Consider the following 24,925-nt stretch of genomic DNA (forward strand, 5'->3'; position numbering starts at 1 on the left):
ATCCAGCGCCTTGAGCGTTCGACAGCGATCAGGGTGCGAAGCGCTCGTCCATGGCTCTCGTGAGCTTGATGGCTATAGCGCCCATCAACTTCTGCCGGCGAGGCGTTATCCGGTGGACCTTCTCCACTTCCGCGAGCCAGTCATACATGTCCACGATCATGCCGGTCTCGACCTTGTCGCTGGAGTAGTCGAGCCTCAGGACAGCGAGGAGGATCGACTCCAACTCGACGTCGTCCGGGTGGGGCTCACGCTGTTCCATCACCGCCCTTCGTGGCGAAGCCGAGGCGCTCGTCGATCAGCAGGCACATGCGGAACAGGTTGCGTGAGATGCGGGTCTGACGTTCTAGGTCCTTCGCGAAGTCCGGACGCACACCCTCGAGCCATTCGAACAGGTAGATCAGGCGGGCGGTCTCAGTGCGCTTGGCGCGATCACCCATCCCCTCGAAACCATCGAGGATGTCGTCAATCGCTTCATCGCGTCCCCAAACGTTGTCGCTCTCCATATCGCCGCTGACTATGAGCCGGAGCTGCGGATCCGTCAAGACCTACAAGCGCTCCACGGCAGCCGCCCACACCCACGCGTCCCGGTAGTTGCCGTCGCCGATCCCCCAGTGGACATGCACTGCCCGGCTGGTCCGCTCACGGGCTTGTCCAAAGACCTTCGCGATCCGCCCATCGTCGAACGCCATCCAAGCGCTCACCTCATAGATGGCAGTCACCGGCTTGATGGGATCGTGCTCGAAATCGAGCTGTGCCGGCGTGAGTGAGATGGGCAGGGCAGTGCGCAGCTCGGCAGCCTTGTTGGACCGGTACGTCTGCAGCTGCTCGCCGTATCGCTTATTGCTTCCCACCGGTCGAGTAGAACATACGTTCGAATGACGCGCCAACCCTCCGCGCCGATACCCTGCTCTCGTGAGTGACGATCAACCGCACCCCGTACGTAAGCGGGTATCCACAGCAGCCCGCTGGCTGACGGATGAGTCTTTTTGGAAGGACGTCACGACCCGGACGATGGCGGGACTCATCGTGGTCTTCGTCGCTTGGGGAGTCGGTGTCGCGTCAGGCGCGTTGTCTAGCGTGGAAGGGCAACATGCCTTCAGTAACGTGCTGCAGCTCGTCTTCATATTCATCGGGGCGGTGTTCGCGGTCTATTTGGTCCGACGAGGCACGGACAGCACGCTCCGAACGAGAGTCTTGGGGACCATCTTCGTCGTATGCGGGGCACTGGTGTTCATTGTCACCGGTCTACTGGTCTTGGACTTCGTAGCGCGGGAGATCGTCGGCAGTCCCATTGGAGGATTCGGAAACGTCAGCCAATAGGGACCCCCTTCCGCAGCTAAGCGGGATCTGCAGGTCAGAGCTTCTCGTGGTGTCCCTTGAGACCGTTCGCTTCCGCGACTACTAGGTAGGGGCTTCCCGATACTTGCCGCGCACCGCATAGACCAGGGTGACGTTACAGGGGTCATTGCCCAGTCCATTACGTGACGTAACCTACTGGGATATCAGAGCCTGGCTTTAGCGCAGCCGGCAAGTATCTACTCCGATTTTGAATAGATCGGGAACTAGGGTCAGAAGTATTTGCATAAGAGAAGAGACCTGCTAAAATAGATGGCAGGTGAACGAGTCAGCAACCTCTCCGATAATACGGGGAGGTTTTCTTATACCCCCGACTGACAAGTTGGTGAACGAGTCAGCGGTTACTTCTGATTATGAACGAACGCGCGTAATTTGCAACTATTGCCAAAAGCGCCCGAGTACTTGATACTCAGGCGCAATGGGTAGTAATGAATCTAAAAGCCTCTTCCGCCGGATCCCTGTTCCGGATTTCAAGATCCCCCGGGCTGCCAGTGAGATCGAGCGCGAACGCCTCGATAACCTAAGCCGGCACGTGAACCTGAGTTGGCGATCACAGCAGGGCACAGTAGGCGATCGAGCAGATCGCTACCGTAAGCGCCGAGATGGCGACAATAAAAAAGAGGCTGCCGCTTAGGGCAGCCTCTCGCTTTTTCAGGTACGGACTCTGTGGACCGTTGTGATTGGTTCGCTGGGGCGGGTAGCTAAGCCTTCGCATCTTGCAGCTCGAGAATGTACTCGATCAATTCGCTGACACCCCAGTCCTGCAGCTCGTCGAAGTCGTAAGTCATACGGCGAGCCCTTCGATGTCACCATCCCATGGCGAACGGACGCCGGCGATGACCTCGCCTATCGCCTGACGACTGAAGAAGGTCTCGACGTTGCTGATGTGATGGAAGACGGAGTAGACCCCGTCGCTCAACCTGCTGGCTTCTTTGCTGCTGCGTATACGGTTCCCATAAAGACTGACGTCCACTATGTCGCCTTCGTCCAGACGACGGAGGCTTTCTTCTACTGACGAAGTTTCTAGTAGTACAGCCATTACAAGCCCTCCGGCACGTCTATCACCGGGTCATACTCGGGATCCCAGTTCGCCTCGAACTCGAACATCCATGGTCCGTATAGCTCATTCAACTCCGCCTCGAATGCCTTTGGGGTTCCCTGAGGCAAGTGCAGGCAAAAGTATTGCTTCGTCAGCTCCACCATTTTGAAGTGCATCTGCATCTTCACTGTTTCGAGGGTGTAGGTCGCGTGGGCGAACCCCCCGTACTTCGCGGACAGCTTGATAATGTCGACCGCCGCCGCGGCGATTTGCTCTTTTGAACCCGGACGGAAATACACTTTCAGTTCATGGGTTGGGTTGTACGGTTCTTCTCTCTTTTCTGTCATATTATCCCCTGGGCATAGCCCTATTTATTTACTCTCTTAGTATACCATTTACAGGGGTGTTAGTGAATACTTTTAGAGAAGAATATCGGGGAAATTGCTTTGTAGCGCTACCCGGAATAGGGCGTGTGATTCTGCCGGCTGCCGGCGAATCGTGTCGGCGATCTGTTCCTCCCGCAGCCGATCCGGGACAAGGAAGAGAACAGGCGGGTAGACGTCGAGATGCGCCGTCGTGGCGTGCTGGTATGCCGTCCAATAGCGATCGAGCTTGTCGGCAATCTGGCGTTGCCGCTCGGTGCCTAGATCCACTTCGATCCACAGCGCAAAGCTCGGCTTATTCGGACGCCCGATACGGACGAATAGGTCAGGCGTGAGGCGAGTACCGGCTATGAAGCGATGAGCGTCGTCCTCAACGTCGTAACGCTCGATCGTGAGTCTCTGATCCTGTTCCGCCTTATTCAGGGCTACAAACGCATCTGCGACGGCTAGGGCGTGATAACTCACGGATCGCAGCGGGAAGTACCGACCTTCCCGCCCGCATAGTTCCCAGCCCGTAGGTCCCAACTGGTAGACGTATTGACCGCTACCTGCCCCGCTGCCGCCTATCATCTTGCGCTCTATACGGACGAGGTACTTATCCCGCAGCAGGCGGGTGAACGCACGATCTAAAGGCGTTTGAGACGCGTTGTCCGCGAAAAGCAGACTCCGCACATGCGAAGAAGCGAGCTGTCCGAAACGTCCTACGGACAGCACGATTGCCTTGTCGCGGTCGTGCGTCAACATGTTCTGAGCATGACAGGTTGAGCCCCTGCGTCAAGGCGCCCGCGTTCCCTGCAATCACGGGCGATGTGGGTGGGTCGGACCACACGTCACCCACACGTCCGCCCACACACCAAAACGGAGGGTCAAAAGCGTTGTCAATTCCGCTTCGTTTAGGTATTTACTAAATCAATTGCTTGGTGCATACTAAGCCCCAGAACGAAAGCAGAGCAGTTTGGCTCCATCGCAACTAGTTCGAACATTTCTAAGTCATCGCGCAACCTGGCTACTCGATGCCCACCCTCGAGTAGCTCGTCCTGCAGCAAGCAACTAATAGTTGTTAGGCGTTTACAGCCGCTGCAGGCGTCCAGGCTGCCCGATGACGGAAGGGGGATATACGCATAGCGAAGGAATACATATGAGCAAGATTCAATGGTGGACCAAACCGCGAACCCTCGGGGGCGCGCTCAAGAACACCACACATAAATGGAGCCCAGCGTTTCGGGCAGCGGTTCAGGAACTGGCTAAGAAGGAGGGAATCTCCGCAACAGCCGTCATCGAGAACCTCACGCTCCGGAACGGCAAGGCATTCATCGCAAAGCGCAAGCAACTAAATATACGAGTCAAAGCACTCGGGGGGATAATCAGTGAAAGCACGAGCAACAGACGGGATCTCGATCCTATCGATACCGACTAACGATCAAACAGAACAGAAAGTACTTGAGCTTCTAGCCAACGCACGAGCGATTCGCCGCGACGGTAAGAAGAACAAGCGCCTGCATGCACCGCTGTATGGCGGCGGAGCCTACGCACCGTCTCGTCCGCAGCAGTTCAAGCACGACGAGTTCCAATCAGTACGACCGAAGAAGGTCATCAAACTCAACCGCATGGGCGGGAAGCTGCAGGTCATATGGCCAGTGAAATAAACGCCGAAGGGCACGAGCTGATCGCAGCTGCGCTCGTCAAAGTGCAGGGTCAGATCCCAAACATCGCCAAGAGCAAGACAGCAGGCGCCGGCACATATGCCTACAAGTACGCTGACCTCGGTTCAATCTGGGAAGCCATTCGCAAGCCGCTAACGGATGCTGAACTGGCTGTAACCCAGTTCCTCCAAAGCCGCGACAACGCGGACTGGATGGACACCACGATCTGGCACGCAAGCGGGCAAAGCCTTACGAGTTCGATCCTGATCCCACTCGAGGGTAAGAAGCCCCAGGACGTCGGCTCGATCATCACCTATTACAAGCGCTATGCGCTAGGTGCTGCGCTCGGTATCGCGACGGAGGAAGACGACGACGCCCAATCCGTAGCCACGCAGAAGCCGTCTGAACGTAAAGCACCTCCAGCTGCCAACCCCGGACCTTCCGACGAGATCCTTGACGAGATCCGTGAGCTGTCACAGAAGCTCAAGCTCACACCTGAGCAGATCCGAAAGACCAACGCGCTCATCAAGACGGAAGCCAAAGCGCTGCAGATCCGGGATGAGATGAAGGATCGGCTATCCAAGCTCGACATCGCGCCACCGGAGCAAACGGCATGACCTGCCAGTTCTGCGTAACCCGCCACCGTATGCGCGGCTCAACGCTCTGCTTCCACTGCAAGTCCACGTACGACTGGGAGATCACCAAGCTCCTCTTCGCACTCACCACACCAGTAACGGGCATCGCCCAAGGAGAACCAATGAATGAGTCAACTCACTAAACGAGGAAAACCTCGACAACGATCAGCACCAATCACCCGTAGCCGCTTCCATGCCGTCAGGCGTGACATCGCCGAGTGGAAGCGTGCCGGCGAGTACAACGCAGCGCGATTGGCATCTGCCCTCGGGCTCAGCGTTGAGTCACTAAACAGCATTCGTAGAGCCAAGAGCTGGAAGGACTTCGAGAAGTCGAAAGCCGATCGCCTCGCTAAGAAGGTGGCGAAGGAGCAGTTGCGGGCGCCACACATTCACCACCAGGAGGAGCTACCTCTCGAAACCAAGGGTTCGCTCTTGGACCGAACGGCAGCTAGGAAGCTGATCGACGAGGGGCTGAGCGAGGTCAGAGCGAGCGTCAAGAGCTCAAACAGGGCGGTCGGAAGTCTCGAGAACGAGGTTAACGACTTCAGCGATTACATCCGCAACCGCATGAACACTGTCGAGAAGCGTATCGAGCGTCGGGTCCGGTTCCTCTACCGCGGCGTGCTGGTACTCGCAGTCCTGCTACTAGTGGCGTCCATCGTAATCGCCTGGGCGAGCACATCGTGGAAACCCTAATCACCCTCGGCATCCTCTGGGGAGGAGCCATGGCAGCTGCAGCGGTGATCCTCTGCTTCGCCATCTTCTACCTAGCTGGTCTGATCGTGACGGCAGCTAACAGAGTGATCCGAGCGACTGGCGCCTGGAGGATGCGTCAGACGGAGCGGACAGCGTGACCTTGGCTGAAGCGATCGTCTGGGGTGCCTTGTGCATCTCGATCGCGATGATCGTCACGGCGGGCATAGGAGCCATCGCAGGATTATCAGCGCGGAGTAGCACCTAAACAATCAGGACTAGAGCGCAGCAGTTCCCCTGGCAAACAGTGAGGGTCTCGAAGGCAGTGCGAATGCACCAGCAACTGAGAACGGACGGCAGACGTGTGCGTCCGCAGGACCCAAGACATGTGCGGCGACCGGATCGAACTCCAAATTGGAGCCGGGGAGATGCTGCTGGGGAAGCTCCTGCGCTCTAGACATCGCCCGCAGCACTACAGCCGCGGCACACGAACACAAGATGCTCGACGGTCTTCGACCAGCTCGTGCAGCGGATGAGACAGGGCACAGCCTTGTAGTTCCCGCACACCGAGCACCAGTGCTCCCGCAGTCCCCGCTCCGTCATGGATGCCAGGACGACGGAGCGCAGCAGGTCAGGTCGAGTGATCGCCGCTCGCGTAGGGCGGGGACCAAGCCGATCTCGGATGAGCCTCTGCACCTGTCTCACCGAGATCCGCAGGTCAAGTCGCTCCTGAATCCAGGAGGCGGACTTCCCGCTCTGCGCGTAGGCGATCACTTCGTCGAGGTCATAGTGCATTTGTGGAATCAATTATAAACGAAAGGAGGCATATGAGCCGAAGAGTAGATGGCATCAACATTGATCGCGTTTTCTGGAACGGCGAGCCAGCAGAAGCGAAAGTAGTAGAAGTTATAGTGGCAAAATCCCCACGCAGCACCTGGTGGTGCGCGAGTATGGCGGGAGAAAAGCATCGAGCGATCGAGATAACGCAACACGGCAAGACGTTTTTTCTGAGCGATGACCGCGACAGTCGATTGAAGATCACGACCGGAATGGGCTCGCCTCGATTTGGTCACAAGAGTCTGCCGGTCGAGCGCGTTGTAGGTCCAGTGTCGCAATAGCGACGAGCCGCACAACCTACCTTTCACGCCACCTGCAACAGGGGTCGTGACGCACAACACACTTATGACAGGAATCGCGAGAAAAGCGAATAGCTCAAAACCTTGATTCTCGTCACGAAAAGTTGCGTCGCTAGCCTTCTTTGACATCGACTGCGAGCGATGTCAAACGAAGCCGGCGACGTGACTTATCCACAACTTGCAACCACAGGTTGCATGCACCATCAACAATTCAGTGAGTACATGGCGACGCGAGTTGACAACTAACCAAAGTTTCAAATACGCCTCGCGCCGCCAACGCCCGATCGGAAGGCAGCCAAAAGAGTAATCTGCGGCGCCGTGAGGCTTTCGAGCTGATCAAGTGGTAGGTCATGCCGATCGGGGACATGCGCTCACTGAATGACATAACTAAATAGAGGAGATCACATATGGAACCAACACAACTGGAGCAGATACTCGGGATGGCAATGGGTTCAGCATCGACGCTGTTCATGTCCAACCCTCAGCCGGGCACCAAACAGGTAATGCCGCAAGCGGAACTGCTCGACATCGCGGCGGAGGAGCGCAGTCTTATCAAAAAGCTCATCTTCCATGTCATTGGCGAAGATGAACCTATTCTGATCCCCGAGAAGATCTCGCCCATCTTCGATGAGGTAAGCGAGAAGCAAGCCATTGACGCCGTCCGCGGGATCACGGATGCCCTGGCGCGCAATAGCTTCAGACGCGATCTGCGTGAATCGGTCGAGGCGCTATGAGCGAATCCCTCAACGAACAGATTGCTCTCAAGTTCGCCGGTCTCTCAGACCACGAGCTAGCGAAGCGGATCGAGAAGGCACCTGACTTCGGCTACGACGATGAAACCGTTGAGCTGAACCGTCGGCTTGCCCTTGGCGGTATGGCTTGGCGCTGGGCGCAGGGTGACCAGCACGTAGAGATCTACGTCCCGGCAGTCGAAGCAGCCCAACAGCTCAGCGAGCCAGATCTCATCACTCTGATGACGACGCTCGAGACGTCCAGCACTCCCCTAGCGGCAGCAGCTCGCGACGAGTACTTCAAGCGCCGTGGGGAGGTGATCGACGCAGCCATCGAGGCACGACGCCTAGAGGATCTGCAATGACCTGGTGGCAGAGGCTGATGCATGAATTTGGACGCTGCCCGAAGGAGAAGCTCGGCTATCGCTGCAGCGGTCACTTCGAGACAAATGAGTGCGGATGGGAGAAGCGCTCGTGAGCCGGGTGACCAAGTTCCGAGCTTGGCAGCCTCACGCGTCGCTGCACCTTAAGCCTGGGATGTACCTAGTCGACGACATGGTTTGGTACCTCGAGCAAGACGGCAGGACTCTAGGCGGCGAGGTCTTCCTCACCAGGCACCTTGGCACGTCTCGCAGCAGCGAATTCTTCGAAGACGTCGAGATAATGCAGTTCACCGGTCTCATAGATAAGAATGGGGTGGAGATCTACGAAGGCGACATCATCGACTCGGATCACAACTTCGGAGGACCGTTTGGAGCAACGGTCCATCGAGGCACCATCGTCTACGAGCACGCACGCTACTTGATCAAGACTGGAATCGTCGGCAACGATCTGACCACGCTCTATCGGGCGAATTGGAAGATCGAAGTCATCGGCAACATCCACGAGAATCCTGAGTTGCTCAGTGGTGGAGAAGCGTCGTGAGTGTGCGCTTGGTGGACGACGAGCAGGAGATCTTCGAACTCCTATTCGCCGATCCTGCCTTCACCGAAGCAGTCAATCGCAACAAGAACGGTGTGTTCCTGCTGGGAGCCAACGGCAAGAAGCGATACATCAAGCAGCTCAGCGTCGAGTCTGACGGAGCTTCAGAGGTCGGTGATGACGCTTGAGCAAACCCGCCCACAACTCGACGTTCCCAAGTCCCGCGAACTACTCGAAGGTCTGCTGACCCTCCCAGGCTCAACTGGCGAGAGCTACCGACGCTTCCACAACTACAGCCCACGCAACATCGGCTTCCTCGCACTGCAGGGCTGCCCGCCCGAACCGGTCGCCACCTTCAAGAAGTGGCAGGAGCTGGGTCGTCAGGTCCAACGCGGCGAAAAGGCGTACTCGATCCTCCGTCCCATCCAGATACGGATCGAGGACGCGAAGACCGAGCAGGTCAAGCTGATCAAGCGATTCAAGGTGGTCCGCGCTCTCTTCGCAGTGAGCCAGACCGACGGCGAGGAGCTGCCGGCATACGAGCCGCCTGAGTGGAGCACAGAGCGCGCCCTTGGGAAGCTCGGCATCAGCCTGGTGCCGTTCCAGAACTTCGATGGCAACATCGGCGGCTACGCACGGGGCAAGGAGATCGCGATCAACCCGGTCGCACCGTTCCCGCTGCGCACAACGATCCATGAGATCAGCCACGTCGAGCACGGGCATACGACACCAGAGCATCTGCAGCTCTACGCGGGACATCGCGGCACGTACGAGTTCGAGGCGGAAGCCAGCGCCTACGTGACCCTCAACGAGATCGGCGCGCTCGACGAGCAGACAGCCACCGTGAGCCGGGGCTATGTGCAGGGATGGCTCGGAGAACAAGAACCAGCTGAGGAGTCGCTACGACGCGTCCTCAACGTAAGCACGCGCGTCCTGGAGGCAGGGTACGCGGCAGAAGAAGGAGATCAATAGATGGCAGGAACGAAAATGGGGGGGGTATTAGCCGCCCGTATCAATATGGAGCGTCACGGCAAGGACTTTTACAAGTTGATCGGGGCTAAAGGTGGGCGCAACGGCGCGGGTCCGGACTACCGCAAGGGCGGACCGCTCGCCACTGGATTCGCAGCTCATCCCGACCTTGCTCGGATCGCAGGCGCTAAGGGTGGACGTATATCCAAACGGCGTAAGGCGGACGCGTAAGTGCCGAGGTACTACCGCATCGGCACCGGGCGCTTCGCTGGCATGTGGCACGTCCGCGACTATCGCGATGGCAAATACTTTCACCTCGGGAGATTTCGCACGGAAGAGGAAGCCCTAGCGAAGATTGCAAGCCTTGACAATCAGCCCGACTAGATCAAAATAAGGGCGGCAGAGCAGAAGACGCGGGCGTATCAGTTTCCCCTCGCGTCGTGGCTCTCACTGGGGTGCGCGTCAAACCGTGAAGACGTGGTAACTGCCGAGCGAAAACGCTATTAGTACTAGGCGACCTCCCCCTTGATTTATCTATGACCACTCAACCAACTATCAGCCGCGGCAAGATCCGCCTATGCAAGGTCTGCGGCAAGCAGATCGTTGTGTACAACACGACCCACAACAAGTGCGCGGACTGCTTCTACAAGAACACGAAACCGGTCGCGCAGAGGGGCAAGCAAGCCCGCCTCTGGGAAACGTTCCGCGACAAGGTCGCCCATCCCTACCTCGATAAGAAGTACGGACGTGCCTGCGTCGACTGCGGTGCCATGCCCGGCATGAAGCCGGACGGCACTCCTCGACATCACGACGTCGACCACATCAAGAACAAGGGCAGCCACCCGGATCTGCGCTTCGACGTCAAGAACTTGGCGTACCGCTGCCGGTCGTGCCACATACGGAAGACGGACGGCAAGCCACCGATCGCGAGCAGCACGCTGTAGCCAACCGGCTCCAGCGCACATCCTCACGATCAAGGAGTCGTCATGCACGGCATCGTCATCCCCGCGGTGGAGCACATCCTCCCCCACGTCACACGAGTCCAGGGCTATCGGGACATCCAGTCCGTAGTCCGGGGACCGTTCGAGAGCATCGAGATGGAGGACCCCAACTTCGAGATGCTCGTCAACGAGGAGGGGAAGCTCACTCTGCTCCCGACCAACAGACGCGCCACCCTGCTCATGTACGTCCACAACCCCAAGCTGGCGGAACGGGACATCATTTGCGGGGACGCCCTATTGGTCGGTCCGACCGATCACATGGGCGAAGGCACCGACATCCCGCAGGAGATCGCGGATCTGATCCTCGGTCGCCAGCTGTTCGACATCCAGATGCCGGACGACGATCCGGACACCATCAAGACCGTCGAGCACGGCTTCACCAACTGGACGAACGCCTACGCGGCGGTCGTCCGGCTGCGGAGACACTACGACCGGGACTTCAAGGTAATACCCGCTTGATCGAGAGTAAGTCCGCTACCAATCCAGGTGGCGGACTCTTTCAATTAACGGGCAAGGTGATAAAATAGAAGGGCAAATGAATAGCAACGCCCTACACAATTACCTGATCAAATCCACGGAAGCCAGCGAGGTTCCGTTGAAGGTGAGCGATAAAGGTGCTATCAAGCGCATCGCAAAGATGCTGTAGACGGGCAAGCTTGTAGCTCAAAGTTACATAGAGCGATGGTCGCGAACCTAGCGTACGGGTGTGGTAATCCCGTCAAGCTTGTCCATCTACATCTTCCAATCGATCTTCACCCGTTCCGGGTCCAATGTGAACCGATTCCCGTCTACCGAGTAGGCGGGTCTTTTCGTTGCCGGCATGATCTCGATGCGTTCGATGAGTAATTCGATCAGCTCGCGCCGCCAGCCATCGGGGTTCGCATCCCAAGCAGCCCTGACTGAGTCACCCGGCTTTAGGTCGAGCGTCGCCTTCGGACGGCGATGCTTCTGGATCTCTCGGTCTACAGACTCGAGCCGCTCAGCTACGCGGGCACTCGCCCGCTGGTACGCCGGCTTGTCGAGCGTGCCATCGGCGTAGTCGTCGATCATCTGCTGCGCTCGAATCGTCAGCTGCTCGTGCTCGCTCAGGAGCGCGCGTACGGAGCGTTGGTCAACGGAAGAAGCAGCGATCAGCTCGGAGAGCAGGGGCGTGTCCAGGCGTGCGCATATGAGTTCACGGACGAAGTGATCCAGCGGCGGACTCTGCACCATGCAGCCGCCACAGCCGGCACCCTTCCGATCGGTCTCCGTCTGAGTCCTGCATTGATAGGTGCCGACCAGCCCTGAGCTGAAGCTCTTTGTCATGCCGTAGAGGTAGCCGCCACACTTCCCGCAGTGGAGCATCCCAGTAAGGAGGTAGCGACGATTCGACGGACGCTGCCGGGTCTGCGCCTTGCGATGCTTCGCCATCGACTGGATGGCTTCCCATTGGTCGCTACTGAAGATCGGCTCCCACTGTCCCGGGTAGCGCGTTCCCTCTACCTCTCTATAGCCGGCGTTCCGATCGCGCTGCAGGAACTTCTTGATCTGATCCGGGTACCAAGGCTTCCCGACTCGGGTGAGGGTTGCGGTCTCGTTGAGTCGCCATGCGATCTCCCGATAGCTGTAGCCGTTCATGAACAGCTCGCCCATCTTGCGGACGACCGTTGCTTCGACTGGGTCGAGCGTCATGCGGTCTTGGCTGTACCCGTACGGACGAACGGGCGCGCCATATGGCTTGCCATCGATCGCGTTCTGCAGAAGCTTTCGGCGGATGCGATCTGAGTGGGTCTGACTTGATTGCTGGGCATCCGCGAACCGCAGCGCATTCATCAGCACTTGGCTCATGTCGATCTCGCCGTCCATCACCGTGGCGATGAAGAACTTCTGCTTCTTGTGGATCTCCATCAGGCGCACCAGGTCCCTCAGCTGGCGCGTTATGCGGTCCACCTTCCAAGCAACGAACCCGTCGATCTCACCCGATTCGAGATCTGCCAGGAGTCGCTCGAACTCCGGACGAACGACGTCGTCCTTGTAGGCGCTCATGCTGTTGTCGGTGTACTCCCTCAGCACATCCCATCCACGTTGCGCAGCCAACCCTCGATTGTCGACTTGCTGCCTTTGGACACCAGCACCCTCACCATCCCGGTCAAAACTTATACGCGCATAGACTCCAATCATGGGTTTCATCAGGTAGTTTCCTCTTTCTGGGCATGATTATGAGCCGGTCGGTCTCATCCGTCAATACCGACGTATGGCACGTCGTAGGTTCGCTGACGATCTCCTCGTCGCTCTCGAGGTTGAAGCCGACGTCGACGATCACGGTGTCGACCCAGCTCCGGCATCGGCGGAGAGCCGTCGTGACGCGATCGGCCGAGAGCTCGGTCCAGCGACTCGGACGTCCGATCCCGGTCAGCACCGGGATGATCCGCGATCCCACCGAGTAGGGCTGGGCGATCCGCTCCAGCTGCGCCAGGTCGAGAGCGTCTGCTCCTGCGAGCCGACAGGCGGCAGCGAATCCGGGCGCCTCATCGAGCAGTCCGAGCGACGGCGCGATCGTTCCGCCATAGCTATCCGCGTCGACCAACGCGACGCGCTCCCCTCGCGCCGCCAGCTCGGCGGCCAGCGACAGGGCCGTCGTGGTGCGCCCCGGACTGCCGGCCGGACCCCAGACGACCACGATGCGACCGCCCGCTCGAGCCGGCGCCTCCGCGCGCTCGCGGGCGATGGAAGGCGGCTCGCCCTGCAGCACCGACTGGATCTCCTCCCAGCCTGCGGAGGATTCTACGACCTCATCGAGGCCGAGCTCGGCGAGGTGCGCACGATCGCTCGCCGACGAGGCGAGTGCGACCACCCGCACCTTGGCGACGCCGGCGACTCGCAGCACGGTCGGGGTGAGCACGGGCGCAGCGACGATCGCGCCCTCGGGACTCTGCCCTTCGATCGCAGCGATGAGCTCGAAGCTGCCGGCGGGACGTGCGATGAGCTCGTGACCGGCGTCGAGCAGCGATCCGATGATGCGGTCTTCGACGTCGGCCGCCAGGGCCAGCACGATGCGCATCGATCAGCCCGCGACCAGCGGCTGGCTCACCGGCACGACCGAGATCGCGTCGGAGTTGGCGATCGCCTGCAGCACCCGCGCGACCGCGGTCTTCGGGACCAGCACCTCGACAGCATGCGAGTCGGCATCGAGGATGAGTCCGGACGCCTCGACGATCCGGACGACGGTGGCCGATCCCACCAGCACCGCCGGCGGCGCGTAGCGACCCGAGTTCTCCTGCTCGGCGGCCGACCAGAGGTCGATGACGGTGCCCGCATCGACTCCCCGGGGCAGCTCGCTGGACGTCCGGATCACGATGGACGCGTCGCGGATGCTCGTCGGCGCTCCCACGGCGGCGATCGGCACGAGCTCGCCGGCGGCGACCGAGCGGGTAACCATCACCCCTCCATCCGGAAGATCGCCGTCGGAGAGGTAGCGCCCATCCGCTCCGCCGAGTCGCACCTCGATGGTGGTCAGCTGATCGGCCGTCACCAGATCGCCCGCGGCCAGCGGCTCGGCCGCCGCGTAGACCGCGACGGTCCGTTCGGCGGATCCGACGACGAGCACCACTCCCGTCACCGAGCCGACGACCAGCAGGATGCCGAGGACGAATCTGACGTCGAGCCAGAACCGCGGGCGGCTCGCCCCGCCCACTCCAGTTCGCGGCGATCCGGCGCCCGATCCCACAACGCGCCCTGGTCGCGCACCTGGTGCGCGGTTGCCTCCGCCAGCCATGCCGTTCCCTTCGATCGAGAACCATGCTGACCTGGTGCCCGAATCGCCGCTGAAGTTATCCACAGGAGATCCCGCGGATCCGCCATCTGCTCCATCACGCGTGGTCAGACGCGGACCGCGAGGATCGCGGCGAAGCTGACGATCTCGATCGCCGTGAGCGCCGCCGCCCGGCGCGGAAGACCCGGCTCGTGCAGAGCGAGATCCAGATGGTCGCGGCCGACCCGGTCGATGGTGCCCTGCAATCCACCGGCCAGGGTCAGGAGCTCGAGCGGCACCCGCCTCCGACAGAGGTCGCGGAGCATGAACGCCAGCCCGAGCTTGGCCGTCAGCCCACGCTCTTCGGCGACCACCTCGACCTCGGCGAAGCGCGCGGTCGGCGGATCGAGCACGATGCCGGCGATCGCGCCGATCGGCACCACGATCTGCGTGGTCCGGATCGCGTCGTCGATGATCCGGCCGCTCAGCCAGTCCCGTCCGAAGGTCAGCGGCATGACCCGCAGGAGCTCACCAGACCCGAGTCGGATTCGCAGCGGCCGCTCGGGCTCGGCTCGAGCCATCGCCTGCAGCCGATCGCGCAGCACCAGCCGCCCCCGCCTGAGTCGCTCCTCTTCGGCGCGCGCGCCGGATTCCTCGGCGGACAGCCCGTCCTCGAGCTGCCCTTCGAGGTCGTCGAAGAGGTTGTCCCAGCGCATGGAAGCGAACGGTAGCCGGTCGATTCGGAACCGGGAGGGAGTTATCCACAGAGCAGGAATTGGAGCTGGACAGCCACAAGAGGGAGTGCTTCTATGTCGCCACCCGATGCGATCCGCCGCACCTCGACCCGGTCCCGACACCCTACTGGACACTCCGGCGGCTCTCTTTGGCGACCGTTCCGCAGGTCCCCACCCGAACTGGAGTCGCTATGTCCATGCCTCGAACGCCATCGTCACGCAGCACGCGCCGTCCGATCGGGCCCGCGGCGTCCCGGTCCAAGTCCACGCACAACATGACCTCCGACGACGAGCTCTTCGGACCGCAGCCGACTCCGATCGCGGAGCTGGGAGACCCCGAGCGGGTGCTCCGCTTCCTCGCGCTGGCGATGGTCGAGGTCGATGAGGGCGCCCGTGAACTCGACCAGATCGCCCACATCCTCGACGAGAGCGTCTACCGCCGTCTGATGGGCCGCGCCGCGCTGCTGCATCGCGCACGGCTCCTCGAGCGAGGACCGTCGACGCGCATGCGCCCCACCATCACCGTCGGTCGGATTCACGCGCGGTCGCCACGCGAGAACGTGCTGGAGGCCGTCGTGATGGTCACCTACAACGAGCTGACCCGAGCCGTGGCCGTCCGCCTCGAGGGCGTGGACCACCGCTGGCGCGCGATGGCATTGGACATCCTCTGACGCCACAGCGCCCATCCGCCGTGCTGGTGGGAACGTTCGTTGCCTCAGGTGACCCGAATGGCGGGTCATGGGACGGCGAGGTGACCTGAATGGCGACCTTCAGGCCCTAGTACCCACCCTTCGGGTCACCTCGCCAACCACCCGACGCAGCGCGCTTGATGGCGGGAGCCGCTACTTGCGCTTGTCGGCGGCCCGACGCTCGGCGCGGTTGACCGGGGCGGGAGCGGGAGGCTGACCGCCGCTCTGCTGGCCGAATGCGCCGCGCGCTGCCGGAGCCGGACGTCCACCAGCCGGCGGGCGCTGCCCCTGCGGGGCGGGACGCTGCGCGGGGGGCGGTCCCGGCTGCGCGAATCCGGGCGCGAGCGTCTGAGCCTGGCTCTCTTCGCGCTGCTGGGCACGAGCCGTCGCGGCGCGCTCCAGCTGGCCGCGCTGGTTGCGCACCTCGACGCCACCTGCATCGCTCGGAGCGGAGTAGCTGAGGTTCTGCGCTGGCGCGGCGGTCCCACCGAGGCCCTTGGCCTGCACGACGGGCTGGGCCACGAGGCCCGGTCCGCCGAGGTTGGGCGTGACCTCGACCTCGAGGTTGAACAGGTAGCCGACGGTCTCCTCGCGGATCTGCCCCATCATGTTCTGGAACAGGGCGAAGCCCTCGCGCTGGTACTCGACGAGCGGATCGCGCTGCGCCATGGCGCGCAGGCCGATGCCGTCCTTCAGGTAGTCCATCTCGTAGAGGTGGTCGCGCCAGCGGCGGTCGATCACCGAGAGGACCACTCGACGCTCGAGCTCGCGCATGGCCGGCGCACCGAGCCCGGACTCGCGCTTCTCGTAGGCGATCCGGGCGTCGGAGAGGATCTCGCGCCGGATGAAGGTGCGGTCGACGCGGCCCTTGGATCCGGCCTCGGCGAGCACCTCGTCGATGGTGATCGTGATCGGGTAGAGCGTCTTCAGCTCGGCCCACAGGGCGTCGAAGTCCCAGTCCTCGCTGTTGCCGCCCGAGGTGTGCGAGTCGAGCACGTCATCGACGACGCTCTCCAGGAACCCCTGGGTGCGCTCGTGCAGGTCGCCGCCCTCGAGGATGCGCCGGCGGTCGGCGTAGATCGCCTCGCGCTGGCGGTTGAGGACGTCGTCGTACTTGAGGACGTTCTTGCGGATCTCGGCGTTGCGCGCTTCGACCTGCGACTGGGCCGATCGGATGGCCCGGCTGACGACCTTCGACTCGATGGCGAGGTCGTCGGGGACTCCCCCGCGACCCATCAGCGCCTCGGCGGCACCCGCGTTGAACAGGCGCATGAGGTCGTCGGTGAGCGACAGGTAGAAGCGGCTCTCGCCCGGGTCGCCCTGGCGACCGGACCGGCCGCGCAGCTGGTTGTCGATGCGCCGCGACTCGTGCCGCTCGGTGCCGAGCACGTACAGTCCGCCGGCGGCGACCACGCGCTCCGCCTCCTTGCCGACCTCGGACTTCACGCGGGCGAAGACGTCATCCCAGGCGGCCTCGTACTCGTCGGGGGTGTCGATGGGCGAGAGACCCTGGTTGTGCATCTCGGCGACGGCAAGGAACTCGGCGTTGCCGCCGAGCATGACGTCCGTTCCGCGGCCGGCCATGTTCGTGGCGACAGTGACCGAGCCGAGACGGCCGGCCTGGGCGACGATCGCGGCTTCGCGGGCGTGGTTCTTGGCGTTGAGGACTTCGTGGCGCACGCCCTTCTTGGCGAGCAGGCGGGAGAGGTACTCGCTCTTCTCCACGCTGGTTGTTCCGACGAGCACGGGCTGGCCGGACTTGTGGCGATCCGCGATGTCCTCGACGACCTGCGCGAACTTGGCCTGCTCGTTCTTGTAGACGAGGTCGGGCTGGTCCTGGCGCTGCATCGGCCGGTTGGTCGGGATGGGGACCACGCCGAGCTTGTAGGTCGACATGAACTCGGCGGCCTCGGTCTCGGCCGTTCCGGTCATGCCGGAGAGCTTGGAGTAGAGGCGGAAGTAGTTCTGCAGGGTGATCGTGGCGAAGGTCTGGTTCTCGGCCTTGACCTCGACGCCCTCCTTGGCCTCGATGGCCTGGTGGATGCCCTCGTTGTAGCGGCGGCCGGTCAGGATGCGGCCGGTGTGCTCGTCGACGATGAGCACCTCGCCGTTCATCACGACGTAGTCCTTATCCTTCTTGAACAGGGCGGAGGCCTTGATCGAGTTGTTGAGGAACGAGATGAGCGGGGTGTTCGCGGACTCGTAGAGGTTGTCGATGCCGAGGTGGTCTTCGACCTTCTCGATCCCGGGCTCGAGCACGCCGACGGTGCGCTTCTTCTCGTCGACCTCGTAGTCCTCGCCGGGCAGCAGGCGCTTGGCGATGTTGGCGAACTCGGTGAACCAGCGGTTGGCCTCGCCGGACGCCTGGCCCGAGATGATCAGCGGCGTGCGGGCCTCGTCGATGAGGATCGAGTCGACCTCGTCGACGACGGCGAAGTAGTGGCCGCGCTGCACCAGGTCGGCGGGCTGCCAGGCCATGTTGTCGCGGAGGTAGTCGAAGCCGAACTCGTTGTTCGTGCCGTAGGTGATGTCCGCGGCGTACTGCTCCCGGCGCTCCGCAGGGGTCTGACCCGAGAGGATCACGCCGGTCGTCATCCCGAGCGCGCGGAAGACGCGGCCCATCAGCTCGGACTGGTAGCTCGCGAGGTAGTCGTTGACCGTGATGACGTGCACCCCGCGCGAGGTGATCGCGTTGAGGTAGGCGGGCAGGGTGGCCACGAGGGTCTTGCCCTCGCCGGTCTTCATCTCGGCGATGTTGCCCAGGTGCAGCGCTGCGCCGCCCATGACCTGGACGTCGAAGTGGCGCAGGCCGAGTGTGCGGGTCGATGCCTCGCGCACCGCGGCGAAGGCTTCGGGAAGCAGCTCGTCGAGCGATTCGCCGTTGCCGTAGCGCTCACGGAGCACGACGGTCTCGTGGCGGAGCTCGTCATCCGTGAGGTGCTTGAAGTCCTCTTCGAGCTGGTTGACCTGCTTCGCGTAGTTCTCGAGCCTGCGCAGGATCCGGCCTTCGCCGACGCGGAGGACCTTTTCGAGTACGGATGCCACGTGTCTCCTTGGTGATGTGCCGACGGCTGGAATGCCATCACGCAGAGATCACCCCCGACCCCTGCAAACGCCTGAGCGTACCAGCGTTACCTATCTGTAATCCCGGCGCAGAGCCGCGCCAGCGGCGACAGCCGGGATGGTGAGCGGGTCGCGCACGCTTGCGCGACCCGGACGAACCATGCGGGAGGCGGCGCGTAGTTGGGCCCTCGGAGCCTCCCAGCCACAGACGTTGGTCGAGGAGGCCGTTCACGGCCGTCTCGAGACCGGCTGCATTCGGCAACCGGTCTCGATACGGCGCTGGCGCGCCTACTCGACCAACGAGGGGCAGACCTAGCGGCGCAGGGCGCGGGCCGCGGTGGCCACTTCCTGCAGCTCGTCGGCTGCGGCGTCGAGGTGGATGACACCGTAGTCCCAGCCCTTGCGCCGGTAGACGACGCTGGGGCGGTCGCTCTCGGAATCGATGAAGAGGTAGAAGTCGTGCCCGACGAGCTCCATGTAATAGAGGGCGTCGTCGACGGTCATCGGCGTGGAGGCGAACACCTTGTGCCGGATCACGACGGGCGAATAGTCGTAGTCGTCGACGGGGGCGCCGTCGTCGGTGTGCAGCGCCGCGTACTGCTCGGCGTTCAACGAGGACAGATCCATGGCGGCCGTGAGCACGGGTGGCTCCTCGACGGTACGGCCGATGGTGGTCTGCCGTGCGGAGTCGCTGATCGATCCCGTCTGCGCGTCGACCCGGCGCAGGACTTCCGCGTCCGCGGGTTCGACGTCGACGAGTCGGAAGTCTCGATGGTCCACCGACCGCATCGTCGTGGGCCGGTGCTGGCCGCGATGGACCTTGCGCCGATCCTTCGCCCGGCGCAGCCGTTCCATCAGCTTGTCAAAGGCGAAGTCGAACGCCGCGTACTTGTCATTCGCGCCCGCTTCGGCGCGCACCACCGGTCCGGGACCGATCAGGGTCAGCTCGACGCGGTCGTCGCCCGCCGTGCCGTTGGTCTCGTGATGCCGGCAGAGCCGGATCTCCAACGCCAGGGCCCGTTCGGCGAGCTGCTCCACCTTGGCAGCCTTGTCCTCGACATGGTCTCGGAACCGATCGGTGATCCCGGCCCCACGTCCGGTGATGGTTATGTCCATGCTGACCTCCCGCGATCGAAGCGCTCGCCCGAACGGTCCCCCGACGCGTGATTTGGGTCCGCTTTCTGTGCGAGCGAGCTGATCTTCGTCGAGGACGGGCGATCTGGAACGCCTTTCCCTGAACCTAGTCCGGCGTCTCGCCACTGTCACTGGGCAGGACCTGGGGATCCCTCAACACGCCCCTATTGGGGCGGCCGACGGGGGCGCGGTGCAGAGCTGTCGAGGCGACGGTGGCGGCGCCCAGCACGCACCCGCCTGCAGCTCGGATCGCCCGGGAAGCCTCAGTGATGCTGGCGCCCGTCGTGAGCACGTCGTCCACCAGGATGAAGGCTCGACCCGACAGATCGGCGCGGGCAGCCATGCTTCCGACGAGGTTGCGGTGGCGCTCCTCCGCCGAGAGGGATGCCTGATCGCGGACCGATCGGACGACGCGGAGGGTGGGCGAGGACGGCAGACGGGCTGCGTGCAGTGCGAGCTGGACCGGTCGATAGCCGCGTCGGCGGATGGCGGCACGTGAGCTCGGCATCGGGGTGAGCTCGATCGGCCACTCGCAGTCGGCCGCGATGGCGAGCGCTCCGCTCACCGCCCAGCGGAGCGCGCCGCCGATGGCGTGCGCGGCATCCGTTCGGCCGGAGTCCTTGAACGCCACGACGATCGCGGCCACGACCCCGTCATAGGCCGCGGCACTGACAACGTCGATCGTTCCGATCCGCCGGTGCAGCAGCGGCTGGACGAGCGCTGCGGCGCAGACCGTGCAGACGGCGCGGTCGGGCGCTCCGCAGCCGCTGCAGTCCACGGGCAGCACGAGCGCGACAGCATCGAGCAGCGCACCGAGGGCGATGCGCCAGGCGGCGGCGGTGTCAGGCGGGCGCATGGGGAGAGGATGCGCTCGGAAGCACGGCGGAAGGGGCCGTCGGTCGGATCTGTGCGGAACTCGTCCCGGAGCGCGCCTGGGGACGAACGCCGTCGTCGAGGCGGATCGGGCTCAGCGCTGGGTCGCGAGCAGCTGCACGCCGCTCACCGTCGCCTGCCAGTTCGTTCCGCGCAGCACCTCGACATCGCCCGACTGGGTCAGCACTCGCAAGCCGTTCTGGCCGTTGCCGCCCACCACCGAGACGGCGTCGGTGAGCCGCGGAAGAGCGGTGCTCGGGCCGCCGATGTCTTGGAGGATCACTCGGTAGTCCGCCTCCCCCACCCGCACCAGGGTGGCCACCGATGACTCGTCCACCCACGTGGTCGTGATTCCGGTCCCTGCGGGCAGCACGAGCTCGTAGGCGTCATCGGAGAGGGTGAAGGGCGAGCCCTGCTCGTCCCGGATGATGCCGTAGACCCGCAGCACCGACGCTCCGCCGATGTCGAGGAGAACAAGCAGTCGGGTGCTGTCCCGCGAGACCGCCATCGATCGGATCGCGGTCGCGTCAGTCCATGGCACCTCGATCGGGGTCGCAACACCCTCCAGCGTGACGGCCCGCAGGTTGGCGGGGTCGGTCGATGGGACGCTCCAGACGATGCCGCCGCCGTCGAGACCGGGTGCGATCAGATCGGCTCGATCATCGACGAGCGCCGCCGCACCGGTCGCGCTGACCGCCTGCACGCCGCTCGGAGTCAGCACCGCCGCGCTGTCGAAGCTGGTCGGCATGGTCACCGCGATCGGCTGAAGTCCGGCGATCGCCTCGCCGATCGGCCCGAGCGAGGTGGTGGTCGAGCCCCCGACCAGGCCGAAGGTCCCGTTGCTCAGCACGAGCGGTCGCGCGTTGACGAGTGGCTCCAGGACGGGCCCGCCCTCGCCGAACTCGGGGATCGCCACGTTGCGACCGTCCACGTTGATCCGGACGGAGGCGATTGAGCCGCCCTCCAGGGAGCTGGCGAGCTGCAGCTTCATCCGCTGCTGGGTGATGGAATCGGCGGTCGCGACGACGTCGTTGAGCTCGACGTCCGCGATCCCTCCGGTGGTCGGCACGGACTGCCGGGCGAGCCGGGTACCCGGGGGGAACGCGGAGAACACCGATTTCAGCAGCGGGGCGGCAGGCCCCGCGAGCAGCGCCTCGACGATGCGCGTGGGCGAGTCGGCGGTAGAGGGGAACCAGCGCAGGTCGGGCACGAGATAGTTGTACGAGGAGTCGTAGAAGTAGAGCGCGCGCTGGGCGAAGAGGGTCTCGAACTGCTGGCGCAGCAGCACGACGCCGTCGGGCGCATCGCTGATCCGCCACTGGCCGTCCTCCTGCACCAGGGTGAAGCCGAGGTCGAACGGGTCGCCCTCGGCGAGCTCGGTGTAGCGGCCGGTGGAGTCGACCGAGGCGACGGCGGGCACCACGAGGTGGACCTCTCCTTCGCTCTCGAGCACGGTGGTGGCCTGCTGGTGCACGAGGACGGAGGCGGACGGATCCCAGGTCGTCGCGAATGCGGCGCTCAGGTACTGGCGGGCGACCTTGTAGTTGTCCTGCGGGCCGGTGCCGGCCGCGATGAACCCCTCGACGATCTCGGTGGCGGCCGCCCCGTCGGTCGGTCCGCTCGGGCTGAAGACGGTGGAGGGGGGAGCCTCGGCGTCGGCACGATTGCCGGCCTGGACCGATCCACTGAGCGGGATCGTGGCGCAGCCCGAGAGTGCGATCGCACCGGCGAGCAGCCCGCCGATCAGGGTGAGCATGCGGGTGCGTCCTCGCGAGCGGCGGATCGGTCGGCAGATCGGTCGGTCGCTCATCGTGCGTCCTCCGGTGCGTGGGGCGCGTCGTCGGGCGGGAGCGGCAGCGGGGACGACTCGATGGGCGCGCGCGGCGAGCGCGGCAGGGTGAGTCGGAAGCAGGAGCCGCGTCCTTCGGCCGACCAGACGTTGAGCCAGCCCGCGTGCAGGGTGGCGTCCTCGAGGGAGATCGCGAGGCCGAGGCCCGTGCCGCCGGTGGTCCGCTGACGGGACGGGTCGGCGCGCCAGAAGCGGTCGAACACCCGGTCCGCGTCAGCACGGGTCATGCCGATGCCATGGTCGCGGACGGCGATCGCGACGGCCGTGGCATTGCTGTCGATGGTGACGGTGATCGGCTTGCCCTCGCCGTGCTCGATGGCGTTGCCCAACAGGTTGCGCACGATCCGACGGATCCGCCGCGCATCCATCTCCGCCTCGAAGTGCCCACCCGGAGCCACCAGCTCGACCACCGATCCCTTGCGGTCGGCGAGGGTCTCGACGGTGGCGATCGCCTCTTCGGCGAGGTGCACGAGGTTGACGGGCGCGAGCTCGATGTCGGCGGCGCGCGCGTCGTAGCGGCTGATCTCCAGGAGGTCGGACAGCAGCGACTCGAAGCGCTCGACCTGGGTGTGCAGCAGCTCGGCGGTGCGGGCACTGGTCGGATCGAAGTCGCCGCGATTGTCGTAGAGCACGTCGCCGGCGAGCCGGATGGTGGTCAGCGGGGTCCTGAGCTCATGCGACACGTCGGAGACGAAGCGCTGCTGCACCTGGGAGAGCCCGGCCAGCTGCACGATCTGGCGCTGCAGGCTGTCCGCCATCCCGTTGAACGACCTCGCCAGGGTGGCGATCACGTCCTCGCCGCGCTCGGGGATTCGCTCTTCGAGCTGTCCGGCCGCGAGTTTGCGGCTGGTCTCCGCAGCGACCCGGATGGGTGCGATGACCGACTGGACGACGATCCAGGTGACGCCTGCGATGAGCATGATGAGCGCGAGTCCGCCGATCAGCAGCGTGTTCTGCACGAAGGAGAGGGACTGCTGGACGTCGGCGAGGTCGTAGAGCAGATAGAGCTGGTAGGTGCCCTGAGTCGGGACGTTGACCGTCGATCCGACGATCAGCCCGGGATGCGGAGCGCCGGCTGCGGGGATGCTGACCGACTGGTAGTACTGGTCGTCCTGCCCCGTCGACACCTCGTCCTGCAGCTCGTCGCTGAGCAGGGTGGCGGTGCCCCGGGTGGACACATTGGGTACGGCGAAGTTGACCTGGGTGCCGGGGGCGCGCTGCAGCGCGATGCCTGCGTTGGAGGTTGCGATGGACTCGACCTGGGTGAGCACCTGCAGCTGGAGCACCGACAGCGCGCTGCCGTCGGCCGCGGTGGTGGAGTCGAACAGGCTCTGCGCGGCGTCGACGGCGCGATCCGATTCCGCCCGCACCTGATCGACGCGCGCCTGGAACAGGCCGTTGCCGATCGTGTACGACATGTACGTGCCGGTCGCGAGGAGCGCGATCGCGGACAGCGCCACGGTGATCGCGACGATCCGCACCTCGAGGGAGCGCCGGAACGCGGAGGCGATCGCCGACCCCACGGTTCGAGGCAGTCGGGTGAGGGCCGAGAGTCGGATGCCGAGCGGGATCCGGGACAGCCCGGCGGAGCTCGGCGGGATAGTCATGGCGCGGGGTGGATCAGGCGGGAGCGCCGGCGCGATAGCCGACTCCGCGGACCGTCATGACGATGCGCGGGTTCTCGGGGTCCTCTTCGACCTTGGCGCGCAGGCGCTGCACGTGCACGTTGACCAGGCGGGTGTCCGCCTTGTAGTGGTAGCCCCAGACCTGCTCGAGCAGCATCTCGCGGGTGAAGACCTGCGAGGGCTTGCTGGCCAGCGCGAGCAGCAGGTCGAACTCGAGAGGGGTGAGGCCGATACGCTCGCCGCCACGACGGACCTCGTGTCCGGCCGAGTCCACGACCAGGTCGCCGACCTTGAGCATCCCGCTGTCGCTGGAGTACGGACGCAGCCGGGCGCGGATGCGGGCGACCAGCTCCTTGGGGTTGAACGGCTTGACGATGTAGTCGTCGGCGCCGGACTCGAGGCCGCGCACCACGTCGGAGGTCTCGGACTTCGCGGTCAGCATGATGATCGGAGTGCCGGATTCGGCGCGGATCTGCTCGCAGACGTGGATGCCGTCGATGCCGGGCAGCATGAGGTCGAGCAGGACGAGGTCGGGGCGGACGTCGCGGAACACTCCCAGCGCGCGGGACCCGTCGGCGCAGAAGCTCGGCTCGATGCCCTCGGTGCGCAGGACGATTCCGATCATCTCGGCGAGCGCCGTGTCGTCATCGACGACGAGTACACGGGCGGGCGGGGCGGCGGGATCGGTCATGCTGTGCCGATTGTAGTCCGCGAGACCTGT

The 24,925-nt window shown here is 63.6% G+C and carries 29 protein-coding genes; 12 read left to right on the forward strand and 17 right to left on the reverse strand.

The features are described from left to right. Positions 1–28 precede the first annotated feature (28 nt). From E6C64_RS07735 to E6C64_RS07745, 3 genes are read right to left on the reverse strand one after another with little or no spacing between them, the layout of a single operon-like run. Entirely contained in the window at positions 29–259 is a 231-nt protein-coding gene (locus E6C64_RS07735; protein WP_136427044.1) for a hypothetical protein, read from the reverse strand. Next, positions 246–542 carry a hypothetical protein gene (locus E6C64_RS07740; RefSeq protein WP_233255519.1) on the reverse strand — a complete coding sequence of 99 codons (297 nt, stop codon included), beginning with the start codon at positions 540–542 and terminating at the stop codon, positions 246–248. The genes E6C64_RS07735 and E6C64_RS07740 overlap by 14 nt, the downstream gene beginning before the upstream one ends. Before the next feature lie 3 nt (positions 543–545). Beyond that, positions 546–851 (reverse strand): hypothetical protein, encoded by a 306-nt coding sequence (locus E6C64_RS07745; RefSeq protein ID WP_136427046.1) that lies wholly within the window; start codon positions 849–851, stop codon positions 546–548. Between the two features lie 61 nt (positions 852–912). Between E6C64_RS07745 and E6C64_RS07750 the strand changes: the two genes are divergently transcribed. Further along, positions 913–1,320, forward strand: a complete 408-nt coding sequence (locus tag E6C64_RS07750) for a hypothetical protein (RefSeq protein WP_136427047.1) — start codon at positions 913–915, stop codon at positions 1,318–1,320. 820 nt (positions 1,321–2,140) lie between these two features. Here E6C64_RS07750 and E6C64_RS19510 read toward each other — a convergent pair. The 3 genes from E6C64_RS19510 to E6C64_RS07760 form a co-directional block, all read right to left on the reverse strand. Next, positions 2,141–2,275, reverse strand: a complete 135-nt coding sequence (locus tag E6C64_RS19510) for a hypothetical protein (protein ID WP_269846371.1) — start codon at positions 2,273–2,275, stop codon at positions 2,141–2,143. A 119-nt stretch (positions 2,276–2,394) separates the two neighbouring features. After that, a complete protein-coding gene (locus E6C64_RS07755; protein WP_136427048.1) occupies positions 2,395–2,742 on the reverse strand; it encodes a hypothetical protein in 348 nt (115 codons plus the stop codon). Between the two features lie 72 nt (positions 2,743–2,814). After that, positions 2,815–3,522 carry a replication-relaxation family protein gene (locus E6C64_RS07760; protein ID WP_136427049.1) on the reverse strand — a complete coding sequence of 236 codons (708 nt, stop codon included), beginning with the start codon at positions 3,520–3,522 and terminating at the stop codon, positions 2,815–2,817. 623 nt (positions 3,523–4,145) lie between these two features. Here E6C64_RS07760 and E6C64_RS07765 point away from each other — a divergent pair. From E6C64_RS07765 to E6C64_RS07775, 3 genes are all read left to right on the forward strand, one after another. Then, positions 4,146–4,424: a hypothetical protein gene (locus E6C64_RS07765; RefSeq protein WP_136427050.1), complete on the forward strand. Its 279-nt coding sequence runs from the start codon at positions 4,146–4,148 to the stop codon at positions 4,422–4,424. Continuing rightward, a complete protein-coding gene (locus E6C64_RS07770) occupies positions 4,409–5,038 on the forward strand; it encodes an ERF family protein (protein ID WP_136427051.1) in 630 nt (209 codons plus the stop codon). Before E6C64_RS07765 ends, E6C64_RS07770 begins: the two co-directional genes overlap by 16 nt. A 144-nt stretch (positions 5,039–5,182) precedes the next feature. Beyond that, positions 5,183–5,752, forward strand: a complete 570-nt coding sequence (locus E6C64_RS07775; RefSeq protein WP_136427052.1) for a hypothetical protein — start codon at positions 5,183–5,185, stop codon at positions 5,750–5,752. Between the two features lie 800 nt (positions 5,753–6,552). Here E6C64_RS07775 and E6C64_RS07780 read toward each other — a convergent pair. Then, positions 6,553–7,014, reverse strand: a complete 462-nt coding sequence (locus E6C64_RS07780; protein ID WP_136427053.1) for a hypothetical protein — start codon at positions 7,012–7,014, stop codon at positions 6,553–6,555. A 278-nt stretch (positions 7,015–7,292) separates the two neighbouring features. Between E6C64_RS07780 and E6C64_RS07785 the strand changes: the two genes are divergently transcribed. The 7 genes from E6C64_RS07785 (at position 7,293) to E6C64_RS07820 (ending at position 10,966) form a co-directional block, all read left to right on the forward strand. After that, positions 7,293–7,619, forward strand: coding sequence for a hypothetical protein (locus E6C64_RS07785; RefSeq protein ID WP_136427054.1), 327 nt, complete (start codon positions 7,293–7,295; stop codon positions 7,617–7,619). Beyond that, positions 7,616–7,981 (forward strand): hypothetical protein, encoded by a 366-nt coding sequence (locus tag E6C64_RS19200; RefSeq protein ID WP_199240990.1) that lies wholly within the window; start codon positions 7,616–7,618, stop codon positions 7,979–7,981. The genes E6C64_RS07785 and E6C64_RS19200 overlap by 4 nt, the downstream gene beginning before the upstream one ends. Positions 7,982–8,075: 94 nt before the next feature. Next, positions 8,076–8,540: a YopX family protein gene (locus E6C64_RS07795; RefSeq protein ID WP_136427055.1), complete on the forward strand. Its 465-nt coding sequence runs from the start codon at positions 8,076–8,078 to the stop codon at positions 8,538–8,540. Next, positions 8,537–8,725: a hypothetical protein gene (locus E6C64_RS07800; RefSeq protein WP_136427056.1), complete on the forward strand. Its 189-nt coding sequence runs from the start codon at positions 8,537–8,539 to the stop codon at positions 8,723–8,725. The genes E6C64_RS07795 and E6C64_RS07800 overlap by 4 nt, the downstream gene beginning before the upstream one ends. Beyond that, positions 8,715–9,509, forward strand: coding sequence for an ArdC-like ssDNA-binding domain-containing protein (locus E6C64_RS07805; protein ID WP_136427057.1), 795 nt, complete (start codon positions 8,715–8,717; stop codon positions 9,507–9,509). The genes E6C64_RS07800 and E6C64_RS07805 overlap by 11 nt, the downstream gene beginning before the upstream one ends. A gap of 533 nt (positions 9,510–10,042) precedes the next feature. Further along, positions 10,043–10,450 (forward strand): hypothetical protein, encoded by a 408-nt coding sequence (locus tag E6C64_RS07815; RefSeq protein WP_136427059.1) that lies wholly within the window; start codon positions 10,043–10,045, stop codon positions 10,448–10,450. Positions 10,451–10,492: 42 nt separating this feature from the next. After that, a complete protein-coding gene (locus E6C64_RS07820; protein WP_136427060.1) occupies positions 10,493–10,966 on the forward strand; it encodes a DUF3846 domain-containing protein in 474 nt (157 codons plus the stop codon). A 273-nt stretch (positions 10,967–11,239) separates the two neighbouring features. Here the strand turns inward: E6C64_RS07820 and E6C64_RS07825 are convergent, their stop codons facing one another. The 4 genes from E6C64_RS07825 to E6C64_RS07840 form a co-directional block, all read right to left on the reverse strand. Then, positions 11,240–12,676 (reverse strand): recombinase family protein, encoded by a 1,437-nt coding sequence (locus tag E6C64_RS07825; RefSeq protein ID WP_136427061.1) that lies wholly within the window; start codon positions 12,674–12,676, stop codon positions 11,240–11,242. After that, the gene (locus E6C64_RS07830) at positions 12,636–13,547 is read right to left on the reverse strand and encodes a CpaE/TadZ family protein (protein WP_136427062.1); all 912 of its coding nucleotides are present in this window, start codon (positions 13,545–13,547) and stop codon (positions 12,636–12,638) included. Before E6C64_RS07830 ends, E6C64_RS07825 begins: the two co-directional genes overlap by 41 nt. Before the next feature lie 3 nt (positions 13,548–13,550). Then, a complete protein-coding gene (locus tag E6C64_RS07835) occupies positions 13,551–14,180 on the reverse strand; it encodes an SAF domain-containing protein (RefSeq protein ID WP_158437781.1) in 630 nt (209 codons plus the stop codon). Between the two features lie 185 nt (positions 14,181–14,365). Next, entirely contained in the window at positions 14,366–14,953 is a 588-nt protein-coding gene (locus E6C64_RS07840) for a hypothetical protein (protein ID WP_136427064.1), read from the reverse strand. Between the two features lie 293 nt (positions 14,954–15,246). Here E6C64_RS07840 and E6C64_RS07845 point away from each other — a divergent pair, with 293 nt between their 5' ends. After that, positions 15,247–15,642, forward strand: coding sequence for an Rv3235 family protein (locus tag E6C64_RS07845; RefSeq protein ID WP_136427065.1), 396 nt, complete (start codon positions 15,247–15,249; stop codon positions 15,640–15,642). Positions 15,643–15,813: 171 nt separating this feature from the next. Here E6C64_RS07845 and secA read toward each other — a convergent pair whose 3' ends face one another. The 6 genes from secA to mtrA all read right to left on the reverse strand — a co-directional run bounded on the left by secA (position 15,814) and on the right by mtrA (position 24,895). Next, positions 15,814–18,705 (reverse strand): preprotein translocase subunit SecA, encoded by a 2,892-nt coding sequence (gene secA, locus E6C64_RS07850; RefSeq protein ID WP_136427066.1) that lies wholly within the window; start codon positions 18,703–18,705, stop codon positions 15,814–15,816. Positions 18,706–19,035: 330 nt separating this feature from the next. Continuing rightward, a complete protein-coding gene (gene hpf / locus E6C64_RS07855) occupies positions 19,036–19,839 on the reverse strand; it encodes a ribosome hibernation-promoting factor, HPF/YfiA family (protein WP_136427067.1) in 804 nt (267 codons plus the stop codon). Between the two features lie 124 nt (positions 19,840–19,963). Further along, a complete protein-coding gene (locus E6C64_RS07860) occupies positions 19,964–20,713 on the reverse strand; it encodes a ComF family protein (RefSeq protein WP_136427068.1) in 750 nt (249 codons plus the stop codon). 111 nt (positions 20,714–20,824) lie between these two features. Continuing rightward, positions 20,825–22,540, reverse strand: coding sequence for an LpqB family beta-propeller domain-containing protein (locus E6C64_RS07865; RefSeq protein ID WP_136427069.1), 1,716 nt, complete (start codon positions 22,538–22,540; stop codon positions 20,825–20,827). Beyond that, on the reverse strand, positions 22,537–24,186 hold the full coding sequence (gene mtrB / locus E6C64_RS07870) for an MtrAB system histidine kinase MtrB (RefSeq protein WP_136427070.1): 1,650 nt from the start codon (positions 24,184–24,186) through the stop codon (positions 22,537–22,539). Before mtrB ends, E6C64_RS07865 begins: the two co-directional genes overlap by 4 nt. Before the next feature lie 13 nt (positions 24,187–24,199). Continuing rightward, positions 24,200–24,895, reverse strand: coding sequence for an MtrAB system response regulator MtrA (gene mtrA / locus E6C64_RS07875; protein ID WP_136427071.1), 696 nt, complete (start codon positions 24,893–24,895; stop codon positions 24,200–24,202). Positions 24,896–24,925: the final 30 nt, after the last annotated feature.

This window comes from Naasia lichenicola, from assembly GCF_004801885.1.
GTDB classification, from domain to species: domain Bacteria; phylum Actinomycetota; class Actinomycetes; order Actinomycetales; family Microbacteriaceae; genus Naasia; species Naasia lichenicola.

Bases quoted from the DNA above. Each gene is read 5' to 3' on its own strand.
- E6C64_RS07735 (WP_136427044.1), bottom strand. From the start codon at position 259: ATGGAACAGCGTGAGCCCCACCCGGACGACGTCGAGTTGGAGTCGATC.
- E6C64_RS07755 (WP_136427048.1), bottom strand. From the start codon at position 2,742: ATGACAGAAAAGAGAGAAGAACCGTACAACCCAACCCATGAACTGAAA.
- E6C64_RS07760 (WP_136427049.1), bottom strand. From the start codon at position 3,522: ATGTTGACGCACGACCGCGACAAGGCAATCGTGCTGTCCGTAGGACGT.
- E6C64_RS07770 (WP_136427051.1), top strand. From the start codon at position 4,409: ATGGCCAGTGAAATAAACGCCGAAGGGCACGAGCTGATCGCAGCTGCG.
- E6C64_RS07775 (WP_136427052.1), top strand. From the start codon at position 5,183: ATGAGTCAACTCACTAAACGAGGAAAACCTCGACAACGATCAGCACCA.
- E6C64_RS07780 (WP_136427053.1), bottom strand. From the start codon at position 7,014: ATGTCAAAGAAGGCTAGCGACGCAACTTTTCGTGACGAGAATCAAGGT.
- E6C64_RS07785 (WP_136427054.1), top strand. From the start codon at position 7,293: ATGGAACCAACACAACTGGAGCAGATACTCGGGATGGCAATGGGTTCA.
- E6C64_RS19200 (WP_199240990.1), top strand. From the start codon at position 7,616: ATGAGCGAATCCCTCAACGAACAGATTGCTCTCAAGTTCGCCGGTCTC.
- E6C64_RS07795 (WP_136427055.1), top strand. From the start codon at position 8,076: ATGGGAGAAGCGCTCGTGAGCCGGGTGACCAAGTTCCGAGCTTGGCAG.
- E6C64_RS07805 (WP_136427057.1), top strand. From the start codon at position 8,715: ATGACGCTTGAGCAAACCCGCCCACAACTCGACGTTCCCAAGTCCCGC.
- E6C64_RS07815 (WP_136427059.1), top strand. From the start codon at position 10,043: ATGACCACTCAACCAACTATCAGCCGCGGCAAGATCCGCCTATGCAAG.
- E6C64_RS07820 (WP_136427060.1), top strand. From the start codon at position 10,493: ATGCACGGCATCGTCATCCCCGCGGTGGAGCACATCCTCCCCCACGTC.
- E6C64_RS07825 (WP_136427061.1), bottom strand. From the start codon at position 12,676: ATGAAACCCATGATTGGAGTCTATGCGCGTATAAGTTTTGACCGGGAT.
- E6C64_RS07830 (WP_136427062.1), bottom strand. From the start codon at position 13,547: ATGCGCATCGTGCTGGCCCTGGCGGCCGACGTCGAAGACCGCATCATC.
- E6C64_RS07840 (WP_136427064.1), bottom strand. From the start codon at position 14,953: ATGCGCTGGGACAACCTCTTCGACGACCTCGAAGGGCAGCTCGAGGAC.
- E6C64_RS07845 (WP_136427065.1), top strand. From the start codon at position 15,247: ATGACCTCCGACGACGAGCTCTTCGGACCGCAGCCGACTCCGATCGCG.
- hpf (WP_136427067.1), bottom strand. From the start codon at position 19,839: ATGGACATAACCATCACCGGACGTGGGGCCGGGATCACCGATCGGTTC.
- E6C64_RS07860 (WP_136427068.1), bottom strand. From the start codon at position 20,713: ATGCGCCCGCCTGACACCGCCGCCGCCTGGCGCATCGCCCTCGGTGCG.
- E6C64_RS07865 (WP_136427069.1), bottom strand. From the start codon at position 22,540: ATGAGCGACCGACCGATCTGCCGACCGATCCGCCGCTCGCGAGGACGC.
- mtrB (WP_136427070.1), bottom strand. From the start codon at position 24,186: ATGACTATCCCGCCGAGCTCCGCCGGGCTGTCCCGGATCCCGCTCGGC.
- mtrA (WP_136427071.1), bottom strand. From the start codon at position 24,895: ATGACCGATCCCGCCGCCCCGCCCGCCCGTGTACTCGTCGTCGATGAC.